Source organism: Roseburia sp. AF12-17LB, assembly GCF_003479605.1.
Lineage (GTDB): Bacteria > Bacillota > Clostridia > Lachnospirales > Lachnospiraceae > Roseburia_C > Roseburia_C amylophila.
Map to the genome: position 1 here is coordinate 290,985 of NZ_QUHR01000001.1, position 18,033 is coordinate 309,017.

Sequence of the window (18,033 nt, forward strand, 5' to 3'; positions counted from 1 at the left end):
ACTTGACAAGGGGCATATCATTGACGGGTGGTAATGATTATGAAAGATATTCGTAGAATAAGAGCGGACGGGAGTGTAAAAATATGATAAAATTAAAAAGGATATATTTTGGACTTGCTTGAAAATATATCTTGTAAATACAAAAAAGATTAAAGGGGAAGATATATGAATTGTTCAAATATAGGAGTTTTAGATGAATTACAAAAATTGGAAAACATGTGCGGGGAGTATAGTGGGGAATTAAAATTTTTAAGCAAAAAGATTAGAAGAGATATTTGGATTAGCGGTAAAAATGACTATATTCTTTCAAAGATGCTTAAGACCTTCAATTTAGTATTTGAATGTATGTACAATATCACAGGAGAATTTAGCTTAGGAACCATTATAGAATATGTGCTGTGCTTATCTAAATATGGTATTTTTATTAATTTGGCTTTAAATGCCACATATTATCAGAAATTAATAGATGATATACAGATGGAAAGTGCCAGACTAATTATTGAAGAGCAGTGGAAAGACATATATGCTTCAAAGGATGGGATGAAAACATTTATTGAAATATTTGATGATATATTTACTAAATGCATTAATTTATATAAAGACAAGTTCTTTCATGAATTGAAAAGCACAGATGTACTATGCAGAGCTGTAAGAGATTGGAACCATGATACGGATAGGTTTATTCCATGGTCTAACAAGACTAATAACAGATGGAATCCGCCTGGAAAAACATATCTCTATTTATCTTTTTCAGAAAAAGAGAGTGTTTATTCCGATAAGTTATCCTTAAATGAATATGTATGCTTACAAGAAATAAGAGCTGAAAAAGGGAAAAAATTTTCGCTTTGTAAATTTGAACCTATAACAAAAGGGAATATTTTGGATTTATCGTATAATGATGTTTCATTTGGACAGTTGAAAGGTATTGTTTCAGATTATCAACAAGAGATGACTCAAAAGATGATAGACGAAATGATGTCGGACCCAAATTTGATAGAAAAATATGCAGGAAACAAGCGAAACCTCAAACGAGACATTAAGAAAAAGCAAAAGAAGAATCCGGTAGATGAGAGCATTATTCAGGAATCCTATGCAAAGCAATATTTAAAAATGGTTTGTAATTGTATATATAAAAAGGTTGATGAAAGTAGTGAAGATAAAAAGGAAAAGGCATATAAATCTTTTCACATTTTATCAGAATATTTGGAAAACAAAGGTGTAACAGGAATTATTTATCCTTGCACGAGAGACAATACGATTTCTGGTAAAAATCTGGTGTTATTCAGAAAAGAAGATGCTGTGCCAGTTGAAAATTCAATAAGGGAAATTATTTATTAGCATTATCAAGTAAAGGAGTGAGGTTAAAATTGGATAGTAATGATTATGAAGAGAAACTGCGTGAAATTAGGGCTGCATTAAATAGGATTCCTAAATATATGGAGAATCCTGAATTTAAAAAAGCAATAGAAAATACGCAAAGAGTGGTAGCTGTATTGGGAAATATGGTCGTGGCAATTTCTCAAAGTGAAGCGGTTAAAGCATTTGGTAGATTAGCTGAGCAACTAAGTAATATTAAATTACCACAGCTTTCAGAAGAGGCAAAAGAAGGGCTGGAAAATTATCATTATTTGAATAAGTTGGAAAGTTTACAATGGCCACTATATTTTTGGGTCAGCAAAGACCTTATGAAAGAATTAGCTCCATATACAAGTATATCAGAAGAAAATGAAGACGAAATAAGTACGATTGTTTGCAAATTTTGTACTGCTGAATTTATAGATGGACTGCTTGTGGATTGGAATAATTCCACTGTAATGGATAGGAAAAGGATTCCTATATTGCAAGAGGCTATTAGTTTATATAATAGTGAATTATATTATGGCTGTGTGTCAATTTTAGCTTGCCAGCTTAATGGAATTATCACAGACATATATAATATGCAAAGAGCATATGGGAAAGAGTTTGATTTAGAAGATGTGAAAAGGGCATATCAGAGTTTTAATCCACAAAAGAAAGTTCCGGCAAGAATTAAGAAGGATAGTGAAAAGACACAATTATTGTGGTTTATATCAGATGCTGAAGAAGGACTTATGTATTGGATTAAATCAATAGAATACATATATAACATTATTTTAACCTCTGAGGACAGTATGAATCAAAGTAGTCATCCATGTAGAAATAAGATTTGTCATGGAATACAATTAAACTTTGGAACAAGAGAGCATGCATTAAAAAGTATACTTACTATAGATATGATGATTCGATTAGGAGAAAACCTCAAGCACATTAATGAGAATAACGCAGAAAACTAAGGTACACTAAAAGAGTAGGGGAATTATAAGGTGTAAGTTTGTGCGAAATGCAAGAATCATAAAAACTAAGGACAAAAGTAAATGACTATTGTATAATAATCCTTATAAAAATTCAGGAGAGGAATGATGTAAATGGATATAGATAAAATTTTTAGTGCAATTTGGGAAGGAAAAGAATGGATTTTTAGTGGAATTGGTGTAGTGGCATTAGGCTTTATTGGAAAATGCATAATAGGAAAAAAGTCTGGTGAGAATTCAGATACATATACAGTAAAATCTAAAATGCACGATAATAACAATGTTTTAGGTGGAAACAATATTACAGGTAAGAAAAATCAAATTATTCAGAATGATAATAGTAATGCGATTTCTGTAAAAGAAAATGGTAATGTAGCTGGGAATGGAAATAATATTACAAATAATTTTATTTATCCTAACAATGACAATAATTTGAAAGAAAATGCTGATTCATGGTTTTCTGAAAGGTTTAATGTACTACTTTCGCTTTTAAATGATGCAAGGGGGTTTTTTGAAAAAGAATATACAGTTGAATATGTAAGTTCTCTTATTGGATTAAAAAATGTAGATGAATTAAAAGTTTATTTAAATCAAGGGAAAGAGCCAGAGGATGAATTTAAGAAGAAATTTGTTGATGTATTTGGCGTAAATGAAGAGTGGATGGTACATGGCAGGGGTGAATTTCCGTTTGCATCAAATATTAAATTTTTATATGATAACCCAATGGATATATTGCGAAGAGAAGATTTGAAAGTCATCAGCAAATTTATTGTTGTTATTGGAGATGTAGAAGGAAGAAGACACGCATGTATTATAAGAAAAAGAGATGAATTATGCTATGAATTATATCCCAAGTATTTTGTCTTAAATTCAAATGTTGGTAGAGCAGGAACAAGACAATTGGTTGGTTTGTATAGATTTTTACGAGAAGCAGATAGAATAAAAAAACTTGCTGGTGTTGTGTATGATGCAAGCGAAGAACAGATGGAAAAATTAATGAAGGGTGAGTTTCAGCCAAAGAAAGTGGAACAATTTAAAGTGGCAAGTAATTTTTTCGATAGTTTTATGTGTATAAGTGAAAAGGAAATAGAGAGAAATAAGAATTTTGGGGATGAGGAATTTATTTTAGTACAACAAATAATTGCTGCCAATATTAAGGATTGCGATAGAATTAATCAGGAGTATGATTTAAAGCTTATTAAGAAAAATCTTGGAGAAGATTCTCAAGACAAAGAGGAAGAAAGTAATGATATAGATTTGTTTGATTCTTCAACTCCGTTGTGAATAGTTGCCATAATACTTTTCTGTAGTAGAATACCTGCTGATTTTTATCTGATAACAACTCTGTAATAGTGTCATAAAAAGGTGTAATACAATCATCACAGTTCCTTGTTTTTGGTTTTGTATATCCGTTTATATATTTATCAACAGTTCGTCTATCTACCTCCAATTCTCTAGCTATTTGACTTTTATTAATCCTCAATGTGCCATCCTCCAAAAATGGTTTTAATTTGTATAGGTCATTGACATTTTCTATTATTATATTTGTTATGATTTGATTTTTTAATATCATTATGAGTTCCTCCTTGTAACTCACATATCATAACATTTGTACATTCTTATTTAATACTTATTGTACATATTTAAGTATAACTTTATAAATACTTTATTTGAATTTATAATGCATATAATATGAGCTTTAATACATTCTAATCGCACAACATGAAGTATAAACTCATGCTAGGTGATTAAAAATGAGAAAAAAGAAAGATACACACAGCTTTGATTTTCGTCCTTTAGGACTGGCAATCAGAGAAGCCAGAGAGAAAGCAGGGCTTTCCAGAAATGATTTAGGCGATAAAGTCTTTTACGGAGAACGTCATATCGCAGATATTGAAAATATCGGAAAACACCCTAGCTTTCAGTTATTCCATGATTTAGTTACCATGTTCAATATATCTGTTGACGAGTATTTCTATCCAGCGAAGAATGTTGAAAAAAATACAGCCCGCCGTCAGATAGATTCGTCACTTGATTTATTGAGTGATAACGAATTAAAAATCATTCAAGGTACGATTGACGGTATCTTGAACAGCAGAGAGAATAAGAAGTGATTTGCTTCTTGTTTTCTCTGTTTTCCTATACAGATTCTTCAACATTTATTTGTTGATCTGCTCCGCAGGCAACAAATAAGAGCCGACTATCCTTATTTCTTTATCGTAAATTTACTTGTTACACAGTAATGAAAAAAGCCAATAGTTTGTAACTGGACTTTACAAACTATTGACTTTACATTTTGATGTCCACTCTTCAATGAATTATCATACGAATATATCTTCAATACTTTATAATTCAAGAGTAATAATAAGGCTATTGGCATGTACTTTTGCAACAATATTTCCGCCAAGAATGGCAACAAGTGTTTTTACTACCGCAAGTCCCAATCCTGTACTTCCATTATGTCTTGATTTATCGCCTGTATAAAAACGGTCAAAAAGTCGATTGCAATCAATTTCTGAACTGTCACTCATTGGATTTTCAATGGTAAATATAATATTATTATTTTCTTTCTCCATAAGTGTTATTTTTATCGTTCCAACAGAATACTTAATTGCATTTGTCAACAGATTTTGTAAAATTCGTTCTACCATATTTTTATCAGAATATACGTATATTGAATAATCTGGGAGATTTATTTCGGGTAAAATATTCTCCTTTTCTAATGCAACGGCATTTTCCGTAATTAAATTTATTAACATATTAGATATATTAAACTTTTCTTTTTCTGGAACTGTCTGCTGTTCTGCCAAAATAGAAAGGTCATAGAATGTTTCTACCAATTCTTTCATTTTTTCGGCTTTGCTAAAAATCACTTTTACACGCTGTGCTTGACTGGATTCCAAATTTTCTTTTTGCAATAATTGTAAATGACCAAGAATGACTGTAAGAGGTGTACGTAAATCATGTGATATATTAGCAACAGATTCTTTTAAATACTCTTCATTGCGTAATACGCCTGCGACAGCCTGTCGTTGTCTGATATTATATTGATTCAATATACCAGCCAGTCTTTCTAAATCTTTATCAATCAACGAAATGTCTAACATCTGCTGTGAATTTCCAGAATTCAATTCATTAACTTGATCCGCAAGATTACGGATTTGTTTTTTTAATTGAATATATCGAAATAGCAGTATTACTAAAAATATTGTTATGATAATTAAAATCCATTCTATGTTAGACATTTTCTCCACCTATTTAAAATCACATTTACAAAATTTTATCCACGAAAGCAATACCAATATACCAGACCATATACATCCTACTAAAATAGCTATCGGTTGAAAAAAGGTTTTCATGCTGACAACGATTCTGATTTGATAAGTAGGTAAAAAACCGACTGGTAATCTCAACATCATTCCATAGCCAAGATATAAGCTAAGACCAAAAATAATAATTGCTGTAACCGAGGTTGCTTTTACAGCATCCTGTAAATAGCAACAAATAAGTATTGCAATTAGAAATATCGCACTATTAAGCAGACAAGAATAAATGATTGCTTTTATAATATTGTAAAAAAACATTCCCACGTCTGCAACACCAAAGCGTCCAAATTCCCTTATGCACCCTGAAACTGGATAGACAAGAGCCATAAGATTAAAAGCAATTAAATACGATATTATTTTACTTGTAAAAATTTGTTTTCTGGAATGTCCAGCACTGACCTCTAAGTTTATTGTTCTCTTAGAAAATTCCTGTCCTAAAATCAATGCAAGTATAGCCGACATGATGATAAGAAGAAACGTAGAATCATACACCATTCCATTAAAAATATCAGCAAGAGAAGAAGCAATTTCTTCTGTCGGTCCCATGACCTCTGTAACATAAGTATCTGCTGTAAAAAATCCTAAAATAAATATTCCAATCATACCACACCAGTAAATAGAATTATGTAACAACTGATATTTTTCCAGTTTTAATAATTTATCCATAAAAAACACCTCCGGTTATTTCAAGTCTGTATGTAAAAAAGCACTACCTGCAATGAAATATAAAATAAAATTCCATAAAAAATCTACAAACAAGCAAAAGTTTGTCGAATAGACCTTTTGCAATGAAATTAACCTAAGTTGTCCCATTGGTATTATTCTGCTGATTATTTGTGCAGATTCACTGTTCAGCAAAAAAATCATAACAAAAAATAAAACCATTGAAACTGTCAGTGTTTTCCCCATATCACGAAAAATAAAAGCAAAAAACATCGGTAATGCACACAGTGTTATCATGGCAAACAGAGTTAGTAAAACCATAGTATATGTGCTATCATTCCAAAAAAGTTTTTCTCCAATATAAAATTGACTAATAATTCCATGTACAAATAATGGAAATACCAGAATGACAATACAACCTATTTGAGATACAATTAACTTTACTCTAAATATAGAACTTCTTTTATGTCCGGCAGTAATATAAGTATTTAAAGTTCTTCCACTAAAATCACTTCCAATGAACAATGCTATAAACACTATACTCAAAAAATAGAGTAACGGAATATTGTATAATGATGCCATAATTAAGTTTGAAGAGCGTTCTTTACTATCTAACAGCAATATGCTACTCAAAAGGAGATTGAATATTCCAATTCCCCAAAAATACCAACTGTGAAACAACTTATATAACTCAGTTTTTAGGAGATTTGACATCTTTTGTTCCTCCTATTTTGCTCAAAAAATAGTCCTCCAAAGTATCGCCAGATACAGAAAGTCCTGTTACAAGAATGTGCGATTCTGCCAAAGCAGACGCAACTGTCTCTAAATCATTCAAATAATCATACAAACGAATTATGCCATCTGGCATTAGTTTAAAGTTATCTGTATGAAGATTCTCTTCCAAAACCAGAACCGTTTTCTGAACATCTGTTGTTTTAATTGCTATATGTCGTTTACACCGTTCATTTAATTCATAATCGGAAATCTCTTCTATAATTTTTCCATGGTCAATCAGAATAAATTCTGATGCTGTTTGATACAATTCTTCTAAGATATGGCTTGAAACCAAAATGGTCATACCATATTCTTTATTCAAAATTTTTAATAAATTTCTGATTTCTACAATTCCAGCAGGGTCAAGACCATTGATAGGCTCGTCTAAAATCAATAGTTCTGGTGTATTTAAAAGTGCAACCGCTATCCCCAATCGTTGACGCATACCTAATGAAAAATTGCGGACACTCTTTTTACCTGTATCTTGCAATCCAACCATATCTAATGTCCTTTTAATAACTGATTTATCTGGTATGCCTCGTTGAATACGCTGTACTTCCATATTTTGATAGGCAGTCATTGACGGGAATAGAGCAGGCGTTTCAATCATACTTCCAATTCGTTTACGCTGTTTCTGCAATTCTTCTGTTCCAGAATTTCCCCATAAAGAAAGTGTACCACTTGTTGGAAACGCAAGCCCTGTGACTAATCTTAAAAAAGTAGTCTTACCTGCTCCGTTTTGACCAATAAATCCATAAATTTTTCCTTTTTTTATTTGTAAATTTATGTGGTCTAATGCTAATGTTTGTTTATATTCTTTGGTTAAAGACTTTGCTTCTAAAATAATTGAACTCATATCCCAAACCTCCTTTACTTAAACCAGTATAACGGGCAATTTTAAAGAATTTCTTAAATCGTAATGAGAAAAGTTAAAAAAATAATAAAGCTAAGGAACGTTTAATCCTTAGCTTTATGTAGGCGGTAGCCAATGCCCCAAACAGTATCAATAAATTCTGTATCAGAGCATATCGCTTTTAATTTATTGCGTAAATTACTGATATGAACATTAAGTGTATTATCTTCAGCAATATATTCTGTATCCCAAACACTTTGAAAAAGATTCGATTTTGAAAATACTTTATCTGGATATTTCATCAACAATTCTAAAATGCCAAATTCTTTAGCGGTTAAGGATAATTCTATTCCATTCAAAAATGCTGTATTTTTCTCTAGGTCTAAAGTCAGATTGTTATGTTGCAAACATTCTGTCTGGCTATTTTGAAATTGTACTCTTCGCAGATTACTTTCAATTCTGGCAAGCACTTCTTCCATATCAAAAGGTTTTGTGATATAATCGTCTGCTCCCAGACGAAGCAAGTCGATTTTATTTTGTGTAGTTTCTTTCGCTGAAATAATAATAACAGGTATCGTAAATTTCTTGCGTACATCAGATAAAATAATATCACCACTCCGATAAGGAAGCATAATATCAAGTATAATCAAATCAATTTTTTCTTTATTCAAAAAATCCAGAACATGAAGTCCATCATATTGGCAATGCACAGCATATCCTTTTTCTTTTAGAAAATCAGCCAATAACGCATTTATTTCTAAATCATCTTCAATAATCAATATTTTATTCATTAGCCTACCTCATTCCTGCAATGCTACTTTCCCATTATACATTTAAGGTTGTATTTCCTCAATACCATTGCAACCAATTATATGAGAGGGATTCTTATTTTGTCAATCTAATTGTAAGCAGAATAGTATAGATTGGATAAACAATTACCATACTATTCTGCTGTAACATTTATTCTACAATCTTCCAGTTATCGTCCTTATGAAGCACAAGCTCATACTGTGAGATTTGCGTCATTTTCGACTTGTTATCCAGATACTTTACGGACACGCTGACTTTGAGGTTGTCGCCGTCTTTGGTAAAGACAGGATTTACCAGTTGCCAACTATATTAAAAACAAAGGAGACTATCATAAATGAATGTTAATAGTTTGGCACATACAAAGTGGAATTGTAAGTATTATATTGTATTTGTGCCCAAATACAAGAAGTCATATCTATACAGCAGAGTAGTATGCATGGAAGAAAAACAGAGTATGGTGAAATAATATTTAAAAATATATTGTTGCCTATTGTTGACATGAATTGCCAATAATGGTATATTTACCAACAAAAAAAGGAGAACATACACATGAATCAGAACTTATATTCAAGACGTTATATGTACATGTATTACGGACGTACACAGCTATAAATATGCAAGGTTAGTGCATTAGTTTATGGCGTGTAGGTCTTTTAGTCTAGTGCATAAAACCAGAATATAAGAGATGATTTAACACATTTTATATCTTAGATTGGAAATATCGCACTGGACTTTGAGGGTTTAGTGCGATTTTTTTTATGCTACCAGGCATCTGGAAGGAGCTGCCGGTGGCAGGTTTTGTAGGTGAAAGAGCATTTGTAAAGAACTGTTGGAAATAGGTTTACAAGAAGGAGAGATAAAAAATGAATGATGTAATAGAATTGGAACTCATAACAAGTGGAGAAGCAGAAGGTTTGCGTAAATTGCAGGTAGAAGCATTTATAGCGTTATATGAAAAATATCGGGATGATATTACAAGCCCGGCAAAAGAAAGTCTTGAAAAAATAACACAGAAGATAATTGAAGACAATTCGGATTTCTATTTTATTTTGTTTAATGGTAAGAGAGTAGGTGGTGTAAGAGTTAAATGGCATAATGGGAGAAATGTAAAATGGATTTCCCCTATTTTTGTTATTCCGCAATTTCAAAATAAAGGAATAGCAAGTGCTGTAATAGAACGATTATTTGAAATGTATTCTTCTGATACAATAGAATGGCGGTTAGATACTATTAAGCAAGAAGAAAAAAATTGCTATTTATATGAAAAATGTGGATTTGTCAGAGTCGGCGATGAAACAGTTATAAACGAAAAAATGACTTTAGTTGAGTATACAAAAACTTGTAAAAAATCATGAGGCAGAGTGACCTAAGGAGCCAGAAAAATGATAACAGAGGCATTTGATAATTCAGAGGCAATAATTAGACCGAAGGATTTTTATGGGGAGAAAAGGCAGTTGTGTGATAAGTGTATTATTGTTTTTTCAGAGCAGATATTTGACTATATACTGAAAACATATGCACATGAGCAGGCTGGTACAATAAAGTGTTGCAATGGAATTACAAAGGTATATGTTTTTGAAATAGATAATATGAAAATTGCGGCATACTTAAGCCATATAGGTTCTTCAATGGCAGGGAGTGATGTGATAGATGCAAATTGGCTGACGGACGCAAGCAGGTTTATTATGTTTGGTTTAGCAGGTTCGCTGGATAGTGACAAGACAACAGGAAAGTTTGTTATTCCAATAGAAAGTTACCGGGAAGAAGGAATGAGTTATCACTATGCAGAACCATCAAATTATATGAAAATTAGAAATTATCAGATTGTGAAATTCATATTTGATAATTTAGGACTTCCTAATGTGGCAGGAAAAGTCTGGACAACGGATGCAATATATCGGAAAACGAAAGCGAAGCTTGATGCAAGGAAAAAGGAAGGATGTATTGCCGTGGAGATGGAACTGGCTGGAGTTCAGGCAGTCTGTGATTTTTATGGTTGGGATTTATATAATTTTCTGGTTATAGGCGATGTGCTGGACCAGACAATTTATGATGCAACTGGGCTGGCGGCAGCAAATCATGACGTGGACAAATTATATATCGCAATTGAACTTGCCAAGAGAATTTGACACGTTGATATTTATTGATGAATCCAGTAGTAAAATATTATTTATAGATAGAAAAATCAGACAATTTGTCAATAAAAGGGTTGCAATTTGTAAAAAATAGTCGCATAATATCTATATCATATTTGGGAGAGTGAGTTATGAGAAATGAGAGCAGATATTATAATAAGAAAAAATTTAGAAGTTCACAAAAGAGACAATGCTTAAGGTATTGGTTTTTTTGGGGGCTTTTTTGTATTTAAAATTTGCAAAAATAATAGAGTAATTATTAAAGACAGTACTATAAGTGAGAGAGGTGATAAACGTGTCGGATGAAACAAAAATTTCTATCGCAAATACACATGTACCGGATAAATTATATGGTTATGGATTGCAGGTGCGTCAGATGTTATTTGAATTATTAAATTGTGAAATTAACAGCGTGGTAAGTGTCGAAAAATTCGATGATATAGGTATTGAAAATGGAAAAGAAAAAACAGCTATACAAACAAAAAGTGCATTGTCAAATAGAAATCCTGTTTCAGACAGGGCTATTGATTTGTGGAAAACCTTGTATAATTGGCTTCTTGCACTTAAGGAAAATGAACTGCCTATAGGTTTTACATTATTTACATTGGTTATTAATGTGAATAAAAGTGGAAATATCGTTACATGGTTAAATCAAGCACGTAATGAAAAAGAAGCAGAAGTGGAATACAAAAAGATAAGAGGAGAATTTATAGGAAAAAGTGGAGAATATATTAAGCAAAATGATTCTATTAATAATTATATAATGACATTTTTGGCAGAGGAAAACAAGAAGTATGCATTGGATATTATTGAGAAATTCAAATTAGTTGTAATAGGTGAGGGGCACACCGATAAAATATATGATGAATTTAGAGCAAAGACTTATTTGCCATCAGATATACAACAATTAGTTTTTGATAAAATGTTAGGCTGGATTGATAAAACGACAGCATTGCAGATTGAGAGTGGACAAGTTATGCAAATAGCTAAAGAAAGGTTTAATAAAGAGCTGACATTAACACAAACATTGATTAATCAAAATAAAGCTTTGATTGAATTGGCTCCAGGTCCAACAAAGGCAGAAATAGAATTGCAGCAAAATGAATGCAAGACATATATTAGACAACTTCAGATAATTAATTTAGATTATGATGCACAGTTAGTAGCAATAAATGATTACTTGAAAGCTTTTACAAATAGAACAATGTGGGCTGTAAATGGGGATATAAATGAAGAAATATTACAGGACTATTACAAAGAATTAGAAGAGCGTTGGAAGACAAAAAGAAATATTATAGAGTTGGATAAGGATGAATGGGAAGAGTCTAGAAGAGGTAAATATTTATATTATAAGTGCCAAGATGAAGATGTAAATATGGGAATAATGGTGATTCCAAGGAGCTTTAAGAATGGCTGTTATCATGAATTGGCAGATCAGCAACAAATTGGATGGCATCCAAATTATGAGCAAAAATTGAAAGAAGATGATAAAAATGTTTGATGAATATGATAATGTGCGAAATCCCATGTTGGGTGCATACCTTTTGTGGAACTTTATATTAGGATATTTTTCAGAAAAGAATGAAGCAGTACCACTTGAAGAACTATTTATTGTGTTGCCGATGACAATGAAAGAGGATATTGCAGAGCAGATTAAGTCTACAAACAAGGTGTCTGGAATGCGCATTATGTCTGACAAATTTATGAAAAAAGATGTTTTGAAAAATGACTTAATTAGCAATCTTCATAATGATATACAAAATATGAAAGATATAACAGCAATGTCAATAGCAGAAGCGATAAAAGCTGGATTGATTTCTATGGATATAGAAAATAACACATTTTTTCCACTGGAATTGAGAAAACGAAACAAGGAATCTGCTAATATTTTAAAAATGGGTAAAAATGCTGAAAAAATAGGGCAATGGTGTGCAGAAATGGATTTAATGCAGATTGAAGAAATTTTGAAAGTGAGGTTTTAGAATGCAATTTCAAATAGAAAAACTTTTATTGTGGCCTAAAAATCAAAAATACGCATATAAAGAGATTGCGTTAAATGAAAATTCAGTTAATGTAATTTCGGGTGATTCGAGAACTGGCAAATCAGCGATTATACCTATAATAGATTATTGTTTGGCAAGTGGAGAATGTTATATTCCCACGCAGACAATAAGGGATGCATGTAGCTGGTTTGGTGTAGTTGTAAAACTTGAGAAGAATAAAGTCTTATTGGCGAGGAGAGAACCAGGTGCACAAAAGTCAACAAGCGATATGATGCTTATTCAAGGTGAAAAAATCGAAATACCTGATATACCAGAGAAAAATTCAAATTGCCAAGTAGTAAAGAGATTTTTAGATGAGTATGCAAAGCTGAGTTTTTTAGAAACAGAAGATAATTATTATAGTAGTAGACCGGCGTTTCGCGATTTGATGTCGTTCTGCTTTCAACCTCAGAATGTGGTGGCAAATGCAAATATATTGTTTTATAAAACGGATAAGACAGAGCATAGAAATAAACTAATAAATATATTTCCGTATGTGTTAGGGGCTGTTACTCCAGAGGTTTTGTCGGCACGTCAGGAATTGATGGATTTACAGAGAAAATTAAAGAAGAGAGAGCGCGATTATAAAAAAATATGTGAATTAACTATTCAATGGGAAAATGAAATTAAAGCATGGATTTCAGTTGCAGTTGAATTAGGGTTATTAGAAGAAAATAGTAAAAATATGAGATTTGAAGCACAAATGAGGTTGCTTCAAGAACTTGTAAAAGATAATACGGAAGAAAAAGTAATCAGAGGTAATGCAATAATAAAGAGTTCAGAGGAAATGGTGAAGTTAAGAGAAAAAGAAAATGAACTTGCCATAGAACTTACAAAATATAAAAATCGCTATATTGAAATGACGCAACTGATGAAAAGTGTATCTGAGTATAGAGATGCACTTTCAATACAAGTTGAGAGATTAAATATTACAGAATGGTTGGATGAAAGAGCAAAAAGGGAACATATATGTCCTATATGTCAACAAAAGTGTTCTGATAATATTCAAAGAAATATGTATTTAAGCAGGCTAGAAGATAATAGGAAGAAAAAGAAACAGATGGAAGAAATTCCGGCAGCATTTGAAAGAGAATATGATATGGTAAAGGGACAGATTCAAAAATTGACTGATGAGCTTGCTGCGGCTCAAAGAAGAATTAGAATTGAGGAAAATAAACATTTAAGAGAGGCTGATGAACATAATCCAAATAGATACACATTGGATGGTATATCAAGATTTTTAGGGAAAATCGAATATGCGAGCCAAACTATAGCATCTTTGGAGGCTGATGGTGAGTTGAATGGAGAGATATTAAAGCTTAGGGAAAGAATTGATAAATTGAAAAAGATTGCAGATGAAGTTGTAATTAAAAGAAAAATTGAAAATGCAATTACAAAGATATCAGAAAAACAGATGGAATTATTGAAGTTGATGGATACAGAACGTCCAGATAATCCGTTTAGATTAGATTATAAAAATTTGACAATAGAGATAGATGGAGAAGATGATAGAAAAGATTATTTATGGGAAATTGGTAGTGGTTCAAATTGGTTAGCTTATCATGTTTCCACTATACTTGGATTGCAAGAGTTTTTTTCTACTTTTCAGTCTTCTGTACCTAATTTTGTTGTATTCGATCAACCAAGTCAGGTGTATTTTCCACATGGTGCAACAGATGATAGCCAAGTTAGGGAGTGGAAAGATTTGGATAGAGAGGCTGTGAAAAGTATATTTATAACTATGACCCAGAGTATAGCAAATGTTAACAACAATATGCAGATTCTTGTATTAGAACATGCTGATGCGTCAATATATGGTGATGTGAAAGGGGTCAATGAAGTTTGCGTATGGAGAAATGGTGAAAAACTGATTCCTGCAGAGTGGATTCAATAAAGCTTGAAGTAGTAGAGTTGGGAGAAAATAAATAATGTATATTTAAAAATTTTGATTGAAACAGAAAAATAAAGTTGTAAATTTACAATATACTTTGAAAGTGCGTGAATAATACATAAATGATTAAAAAGCAGAAAAAATAATTAAATAATTTTTTTGGTTGGAGGTGCTTGTTCCATGGCAAAAGAAGAAGATATAGATCCATTTGTTTCTATGCAACAGGAATTGTGTGATATGTGGAGAATTAACAATCAAAAAAAGTATGTCTTCTATTATGATGAAAGTAATAATTGTAGAAAGTTTTGGATTGATGATAGCAAGCAACAGTTTAATAGCGATTACAAAGCTGATTTTGTGCTGGGAGGATTAGTTAGAAAAGAGGAAGAAAAAGTAGAAGCTTCGATAGAAACATTCCGAAAACCTTTAATGTTGCAAGCGAATGTAGAGGAGATTAAGTTTAAAAACTTATATGCCAAAGGTAATTTTTTGCAATGCGTGAAGGAAAGACGATTATTTGAAACTTTATCATGGATAGATAAATCGCCCTTTTATATTCATTACACTAATGTGAACAATTTATTTTATACACTTGTTGAAATATTCGATTCTATTGTAGAATTTGATGAAATAAGTGAATTTGGATATGACTATTTTAAGTTGAAGAGTGTATTTTATTACATGTTTGAAGGAAAAGCAGATACATTACAAGCATTGATGTTTAAATATAAGTATCCAAATATACAGAAGGAAGAGATAGGATCATTTTGCAATGACTTACTGTTTCTGCTTGGGAGAAGGAGAGAAATGAGAGAAGAGGAAAAATTTCTTGCTGGAATGCTTGCTAGGGCTGCCGAGTTAGATGAATTAATATTTTTACATGAAAATGATGATTATGTTATGCAGGATAATTATGTAGAATTCTATATTGACCCTATCCGAAAATATCAGAAGTCAAAGCATATATTTGATGAGGAAACGACAGTGCAGGACATGGTAAAAAAACAGATAGCAATGGGGGATAATATGGCAGATAATTTTGAGTTTGTGAAATCTGAGACTGATGTATTCGTTCAGCTATCAGATGTTATAGCTGGAATTTTAGGGAAAATGTTTAAATATATAAATTCCACAAGTGTAAATCAGCGTAGAAAAGACGTTGAAAGTTTGGCAAAGCTTCAGATTGATAATATTTTATTGATTGATAAGTTGCGTACGGAGGCAAACAGGGAAAATTCTGGGTTTTTATGTTCGATTGGTCCATGTGATGCGATAGGAACACTTGATAGATTTTTTGAAATGGTAAAGGTAGAAAGGAAAAGTAGATTAAATAGGGAGTCTTGATAGTATGAATGCCTTTGCAATAGAAAAAAGGAAGGGTATTGAAAATTTCAGTGGATGAATTTGAAAAGTAGACATGTTGCAGATTTTCTTATTACAGAACCAAGAAAAATAAAAGACTTTCAATATATGTAATTTGCTCGAAGTGCGAAAATTTAATACTAATTGTTAGTTTGCATGGAGAAAAAAGGATATGGTAAAACATATGATAATATTGTTTGAAGTAAATTGTAGATAAAGGAGAGTTTATGAAATGAAAGCAATTAATTTAGCAATACTGTGTTTGGGAAGAAATTTACAGAATTTTTGTGAATATAAAAATTCGATGGCTGAGTGTTATAAGGAAAAAAGGGTTAAAAAGGATGAAATTGAAACTTTAATGGATTTTGTAAAGGCACTATCATTAAAAGGATTAGAAATGTCTGATTTGGATAATTTCTTTTATGGTTTTGCTATTCCTCAAATTTCTAAGGAATTTGATTTACTAAAAATATATGAAGACGGACCGGTTGTAAATATTGAATTAAAAAGTCGGGAGATAGAAAGTGAAAGGATTGAATATCAGTTAAAGAAAAATAGATATTATCTTTCTCATTTAAATAGAAAAATATATACTTTTTGTTATATAAAACATCAAAAAGTATACTTATATGATGGTAATAACTTGGAGAAAGTAAGTATTGATAATATAGTAAAATTGATAAAGTGTAGCAAAAGGTGCATTCAAAATAATATAGAAAAGTTATTTACAGCAAAGGATTATTTAATCTCACCAATAAATATGCCGGTGAAATTTTTACATGAAAGTTATTATTTGACTGCTCAACAAGAAGAAATTAAGAATAAAATTATTAATGGTATTAGAAGCGGAGAACAAAAGATATGGGGAATTTGTGGAACTGCAGGAACAGGAAAAACTTTATTGCTTTATGATATAGCCAGAACTTTAGGGGATGAAATGAAAGTATGTATTATACATTCAGGTATTCTTTCACAAGGACATATTGAACTAAAGTCTAGACAGAAGAAATTTGATATTATTTCAGTAAGGGATTGTAATGAGGATGTAGTATCAAATTATGAATGTGTTTTAATTGATGAGTCACAAAGATTGTATCAAATTGATTTTGATTGTTTAATAAAAGCTTTTAAAGAAAAAGGAATCAAATGCATATTTTCGTATGATTTTTTTCAGGTTCTTTCATATACGGAACAAAACCGTAATATTCCAGAACAATTAAAACAACAAGAGGAATTTGTTGAAAATAAATTGTCTGATAAAATCAGAACGAATGCGGAGATAGTATCTTTTATAAAAAATGTTATTGATTTGAAAAATAAACCCAAACGATATATTGATTATAGCAATATAGAAGTATTATATGCAGATAATTATGAAACCGCAAAAGAAATAGTAAGGCATTATGTAAATGATAAAAACTATAAGTTTATATCATATACACCTTCAAGGATTAGGTCGGATATAGATCAATTTAGAGATTATGTTAATACACACCATATAATTGGACAAGAATTTGATAATGTAATTTTTTCTATGGATAGAAATTTTCGATATACAGCAGAAGGAAGATTGCAAGGTAAGAAGCATCCGAATCCTGACTATATATTTTATAAACTATGGTATCAGGGAGTTTCTCGCGCAAGAGAAAAATTGTGTATTCTAATAATTGATAATGAAGAATTGTTTGAAAAAATTTTAAGTGTTAAATTGCAATTTGAAAATTAGGTTGAGAATAACAGTTGATACAATACCTAGAGTTTTTTATTATGAAAACGTCTGGTGAGGGAGAAAGTGAACGGGTGAAATATACAGTTTCAGATGCAGTACGATGCGGGTGGATAAAATC

General features: G+C 31.3%; 16 protein-coding genes and 2 pseudogenes. 12 read left to right on the forward strand and 6 right to left on the reverse strand.

Annotated elements, in window-relative coordinates; genetic code table 11:
- Window positions 1-165 precede the first annotated feature (165 nt).
- The 4 genes from DWV68_RS01345 (at window position 166) to DWV68_RS01360 (ending at window position 4,444) form a co-directional block, all read left to right on the forward strand.
- Window positions 166-1,338, forward strand: a complete 1,173-nt coding sequence (locus DWV68_RS01345; protein WP_118664824.1) for a hypothetical protein — start codon at window positions 166-168, stop codon at window positions 1,336-1,338.
- A 29-nt stretch (window positions 1,339-1,367) separates the two neighbouring features.
- Complete coding sequence (locus tag DWV68_RS01350) at window positions 1,368-2,312, forward strand: hypothetical protein (protein ID WP_118639045.1); 945 nt, start codon at window positions 1,368-1,370, stop codon at window positions 2,310-2,312.
- Window positions 2,313-2,444: 132 nt separating this feature from the next.
- Window positions 2,445-3,614, forward strand: coding sequence for a hypothetical protein (locus DWV68_RS01355; protein ID WP_118664826.1), 1,170 nt, complete (start codon window positions 2,445-2,447; stop codon window positions 3,612-3,614).
- A 470-nt stretch (window positions 3,615-4,084) separates the two neighbouring features.
- A complete protein-coding gene (locus DWV68_RS01360; protein WP_005342894.1) occupies window positions 4,085-4,444 on the forward strand; it encodes a helix-turn-helix transcriptional regulator in 360 nt (119 codons plus the stop codon).
- A gap of 231 nt (window positions 4,445-4,675) precedes the next feature.
- Here DWV68_RS01360 and DWV68_RS01365 read toward each other — a convergent pair whose 3' ends face one another.
- The 6 genes and pseudogenes from DWV68_RS01365 to DWV68_RS01390 all read right to left on the reverse strand — a co-directional run.
- Complete coding sequence (locus DWV68_RS01365) at window positions 4,676-5,575, reverse strand: sensor histidine kinase (protein ID WP_118639047.1); 900 nt, start codon at window positions 5,573-5,575, stop codon at window positions 4,676-4,678.
- A gap of 9 nt (window positions 5,576-5,584) precedes the next feature.
- Complete coding sequence (locus tag DWV68_RS01370; RefSeq protein WP_055303142.1) at window positions 5,585-6,322, reverse strand: ABC transporter permease; 738 nt, start codon at window positions 6,320-6,322, stop codon at window positions 5,585-5,587.
- Between the two features lie 15 nt (window positions 6,323-6,337).
- A complete protein-coding gene (locus tag DWV68_RS01375) occupies window positions 6,338-7,033 on the reverse strand; it encodes an ABC transporter permease (protein ID WP_118639048.1) in 696 nt (231 codons plus the stop codon).
- On the reverse strand, window positions 7,011-7,949 hold the full coding sequence (locus tag DWV68_RS01380) for an ABC transporter ATP-binding protein (protein WP_118639049.1): 939 nt from the start codon (window positions 7,947-7,949) through the stop codon (window positions 7,011-7,013). Before DWV68_RS01380 ends, DWV68_RS01375 begins: the two co-directional genes overlap by 23 nt.
- Window positions 7,950-8,050: 101 nt before the next feature.
- A complete protein-coding gene (locus DWV68_RS01385) occupies window positions 8,051-8,737 on the reverse strand; it encodes a response regulator transcription factor (protein ID WP_117828252.1) in 687 nt (228 codons plus the stop codon).
- A 169-nt stretch (window positions 8,738-8,906) separates the two neighbouring features.
- A pseudogene (locus tag DWV68_RS01390) lies at window positions 8,907-9,056 on the reverse strand (conjugal transfer protein); the annotation flags it as partial.
- A gap of 34 nt (window positions 9,057-9,090) precedes the next feature.
- Between DWV68_RS01390 and DWV68_RS14625 the strand changes: the two are divergent.
- From DWV68_RS14625 to DWV68_RS01425, 8 genes and pseudogenes are all read left to right on the forward strand, one after another.
- Window positions 9,091-9,186: pseudogene (locus tag DWV68_RS14625) on the forward strand (IS200/IS605 family transposase); the annotation flags it as partial.
- Between the two features lie 433 nt (window positions 9,187-9,619).
- The gene (locus DWV68_RS01395) at window positions 9,620-10,111 is read left to right on the forward strand and encodes a GNAT family N-acetyltransferase (RefSeq protein WP_117841274.1); all 492 of its coding nucleotides are present in this window, start codon (window positions 9,620-9,622) and stop codon (window positions 10,109-10,111) included.
- A 27-nt stretch (window positions 10,112-10,138) separates the two neighbouring features.
- Window positions 10,139-10,885 carry a nucleoside phosphorylase gene (locus DWV68_RS01400; protein WP_118664828.1) on the forward strand — a complete coding sequence of 249 codons (747 nt, stop codon included), beginning with the start codon at window positions 10,139-10,141 and terminating at the stop codon, window positions 10,883-10,885.
- A gap of 301 nt (window positions 10,886-11,186) precedes the next feature.
- A complete protein-coding gene (locus DWV68_RS01405) occupies window positions 11,187-12,392 on the forward strand; it encodes an ABC-three component system protein (RefSeq protein WP_118056544.1) in 1,206 nt (401 codons plus the stop codon).
- A complete protein-coding gene (locus DWV68_RS01410; protein WP_118056543.1) occupies window positions 12,385-12,873 on the forward strand; it encodes a three component ABC system middle component in 489 nt (162 codons plus the stop codon). The genes DWV68_RS01405 and DWV68_RS01410 overlap by 8 nt, the downstream gene beginning before the upstream one ends.
- Before the next feature lies 1 nt (window position 12,874).
- The gene (locus DWV68_RS01415; RefSeq protein ID WP_118056542.1) at window positions 12,875-14,827 is read left to right on the forward strand and encodes a DUF3732 domain-containing protein; all 1,953 of its coding nucleotides are present in this window, start codon (window positions 12,875-12,877) and stop codon (window positions 14,825-14,827) included.
- A 177-nt stretch (window positions 14,828-15,004) separates the two neighbouring features.
- Window positions 15,005-16,168, forward strand: a complete 1,164-nt coding sequence (locus DWV68_RS01420; RefSeq protein ID WP_118056541.1) for a DUF3800 domain-containing protein — start codon at window positions 15,005-15,007, stop codon at window positions 16,166-16,168.
- 250 nt (window positions 16,169-16,418) lie between these two features.
- Window positions 16,419-17,912 carry a DNA/RNA helicase domain-containing protein gene (locus DWV68_RS01425; RefSeq protein WP_118056540.1) on the forward strand — a complete coding sequence of 498 codons (1,494 nt, stop codon included), beginning with the start codon at window positions 16,419-16,421 and terminating at the stop codon, window positions 17,910-17,912.
- Window positions 17,913-18,033: the final 121 nt, after the last annotated feature.

What these genes read in the sequence shown, in the direction of transcription:
- DWV68_RS01345 (WP_118664824.1), top strand. Translation starts at nt 166, where the DNA reads ATGAATTGTTCAAATATAGGAGTTTTAGATGAATTACAAAAATTGGAA.
- DWV68_RS01355 (WP_118664826.1), top strand. Translation starts at nt 2,445, where the DNA reads ATGGATATAGATAAAATTTTTAGTGCAATTTGGGAAGGAAAAGAATGG.
- DWV68_RS01360 (WP_005342894.1), top strand. Translation starts at nt 4,085, where the DNA reads ATGAGAAAAAAGAAAGATACACACAGCTTTGATTTTCGTCCTTTAGGA.
- DWV68_RS01365 (WP_118639047.1), bottom strand. Translation starts at nt 5,575, where the DNA reads ATGTCTAACATAGAATGGATTTTAATTATCATAACAATATTTTTAGTA.
- DWV68_RS01370 (WP_055303142.1), bottom strand. Translation starts at nt 6,322, where the DNA reads ATGGATAAATTATTAAAACTGGAAAAATATCAGTTGTTACATAATTCT.
- DWV68_RS01375 (WP_118639048.1), bottom strand. Translation starts at nt 7,033, where the DNA reads ATGTCAAATCTCCTAAAAACTGAGTTATATAAGTTGTTTCACAGTTGG.
- DWV68_RS01380 (WP_118639049.1), bottom strand. Translation starts at nt 7,949, where the DNA reads ATGAGTTCAATTATTTTAGAAGCAAAGTCTTTAACCAAAGAATATAAA.
- DWV68_RS01385 (WP_117828252.1), bottom strand. Translation starts at nt 8,737, where the DNA reads ATGAATAAAATATTGATTATTGAAGATGATTTAGAAATAAATGCGTTA.
- DWV68_RS01395 (WP_117841274.1), top strand. Translation starts at nt 9,620, where the DNA reads ATGAATGATGTAATAGAATTGGAACTCATAACAAGTGGAGAAGCAGAA.
- DWV68_RS01400 (WP_118664828.1), top strand. Translation starts at nt 10,139, where the DNA reads ATGATAACAGAGGCATTTGATAATTCAGAGGCAATAATTAGACCGAAG.
- DWV68_RS01410 (WP_118056543.1), top strand. Translation starts at nt 12,385, where the DNA reads ATGTTTGATGAATATGATAATGTGCGAAATCCCATGTTGGGTGCATAC.
- DWV68_RS01415 (WP_118056542.1), top strand. Translation starts at nt 12,875, where the DNA reads ATGCAATTTCAAATAGAAAAACTTTTATTGTGGCCTAAAAATCAAAAA.
- DWV68_RS01420 (WP_118056541.1), top strand. Translation starts at nt 15,005, where the DNA reads ATGGCAAAAGAAGAAGATATAGATCCATTTGTTTCTATGCAACAGGAA.
- DWV68_RS01425 (WP_118056540.1), top strand. Translation starts at nt 16,419, where the DNA reads ATGAAAGCAATTAATTTAGCAATACTGTGTTTGGGAAGAAATTTACAG.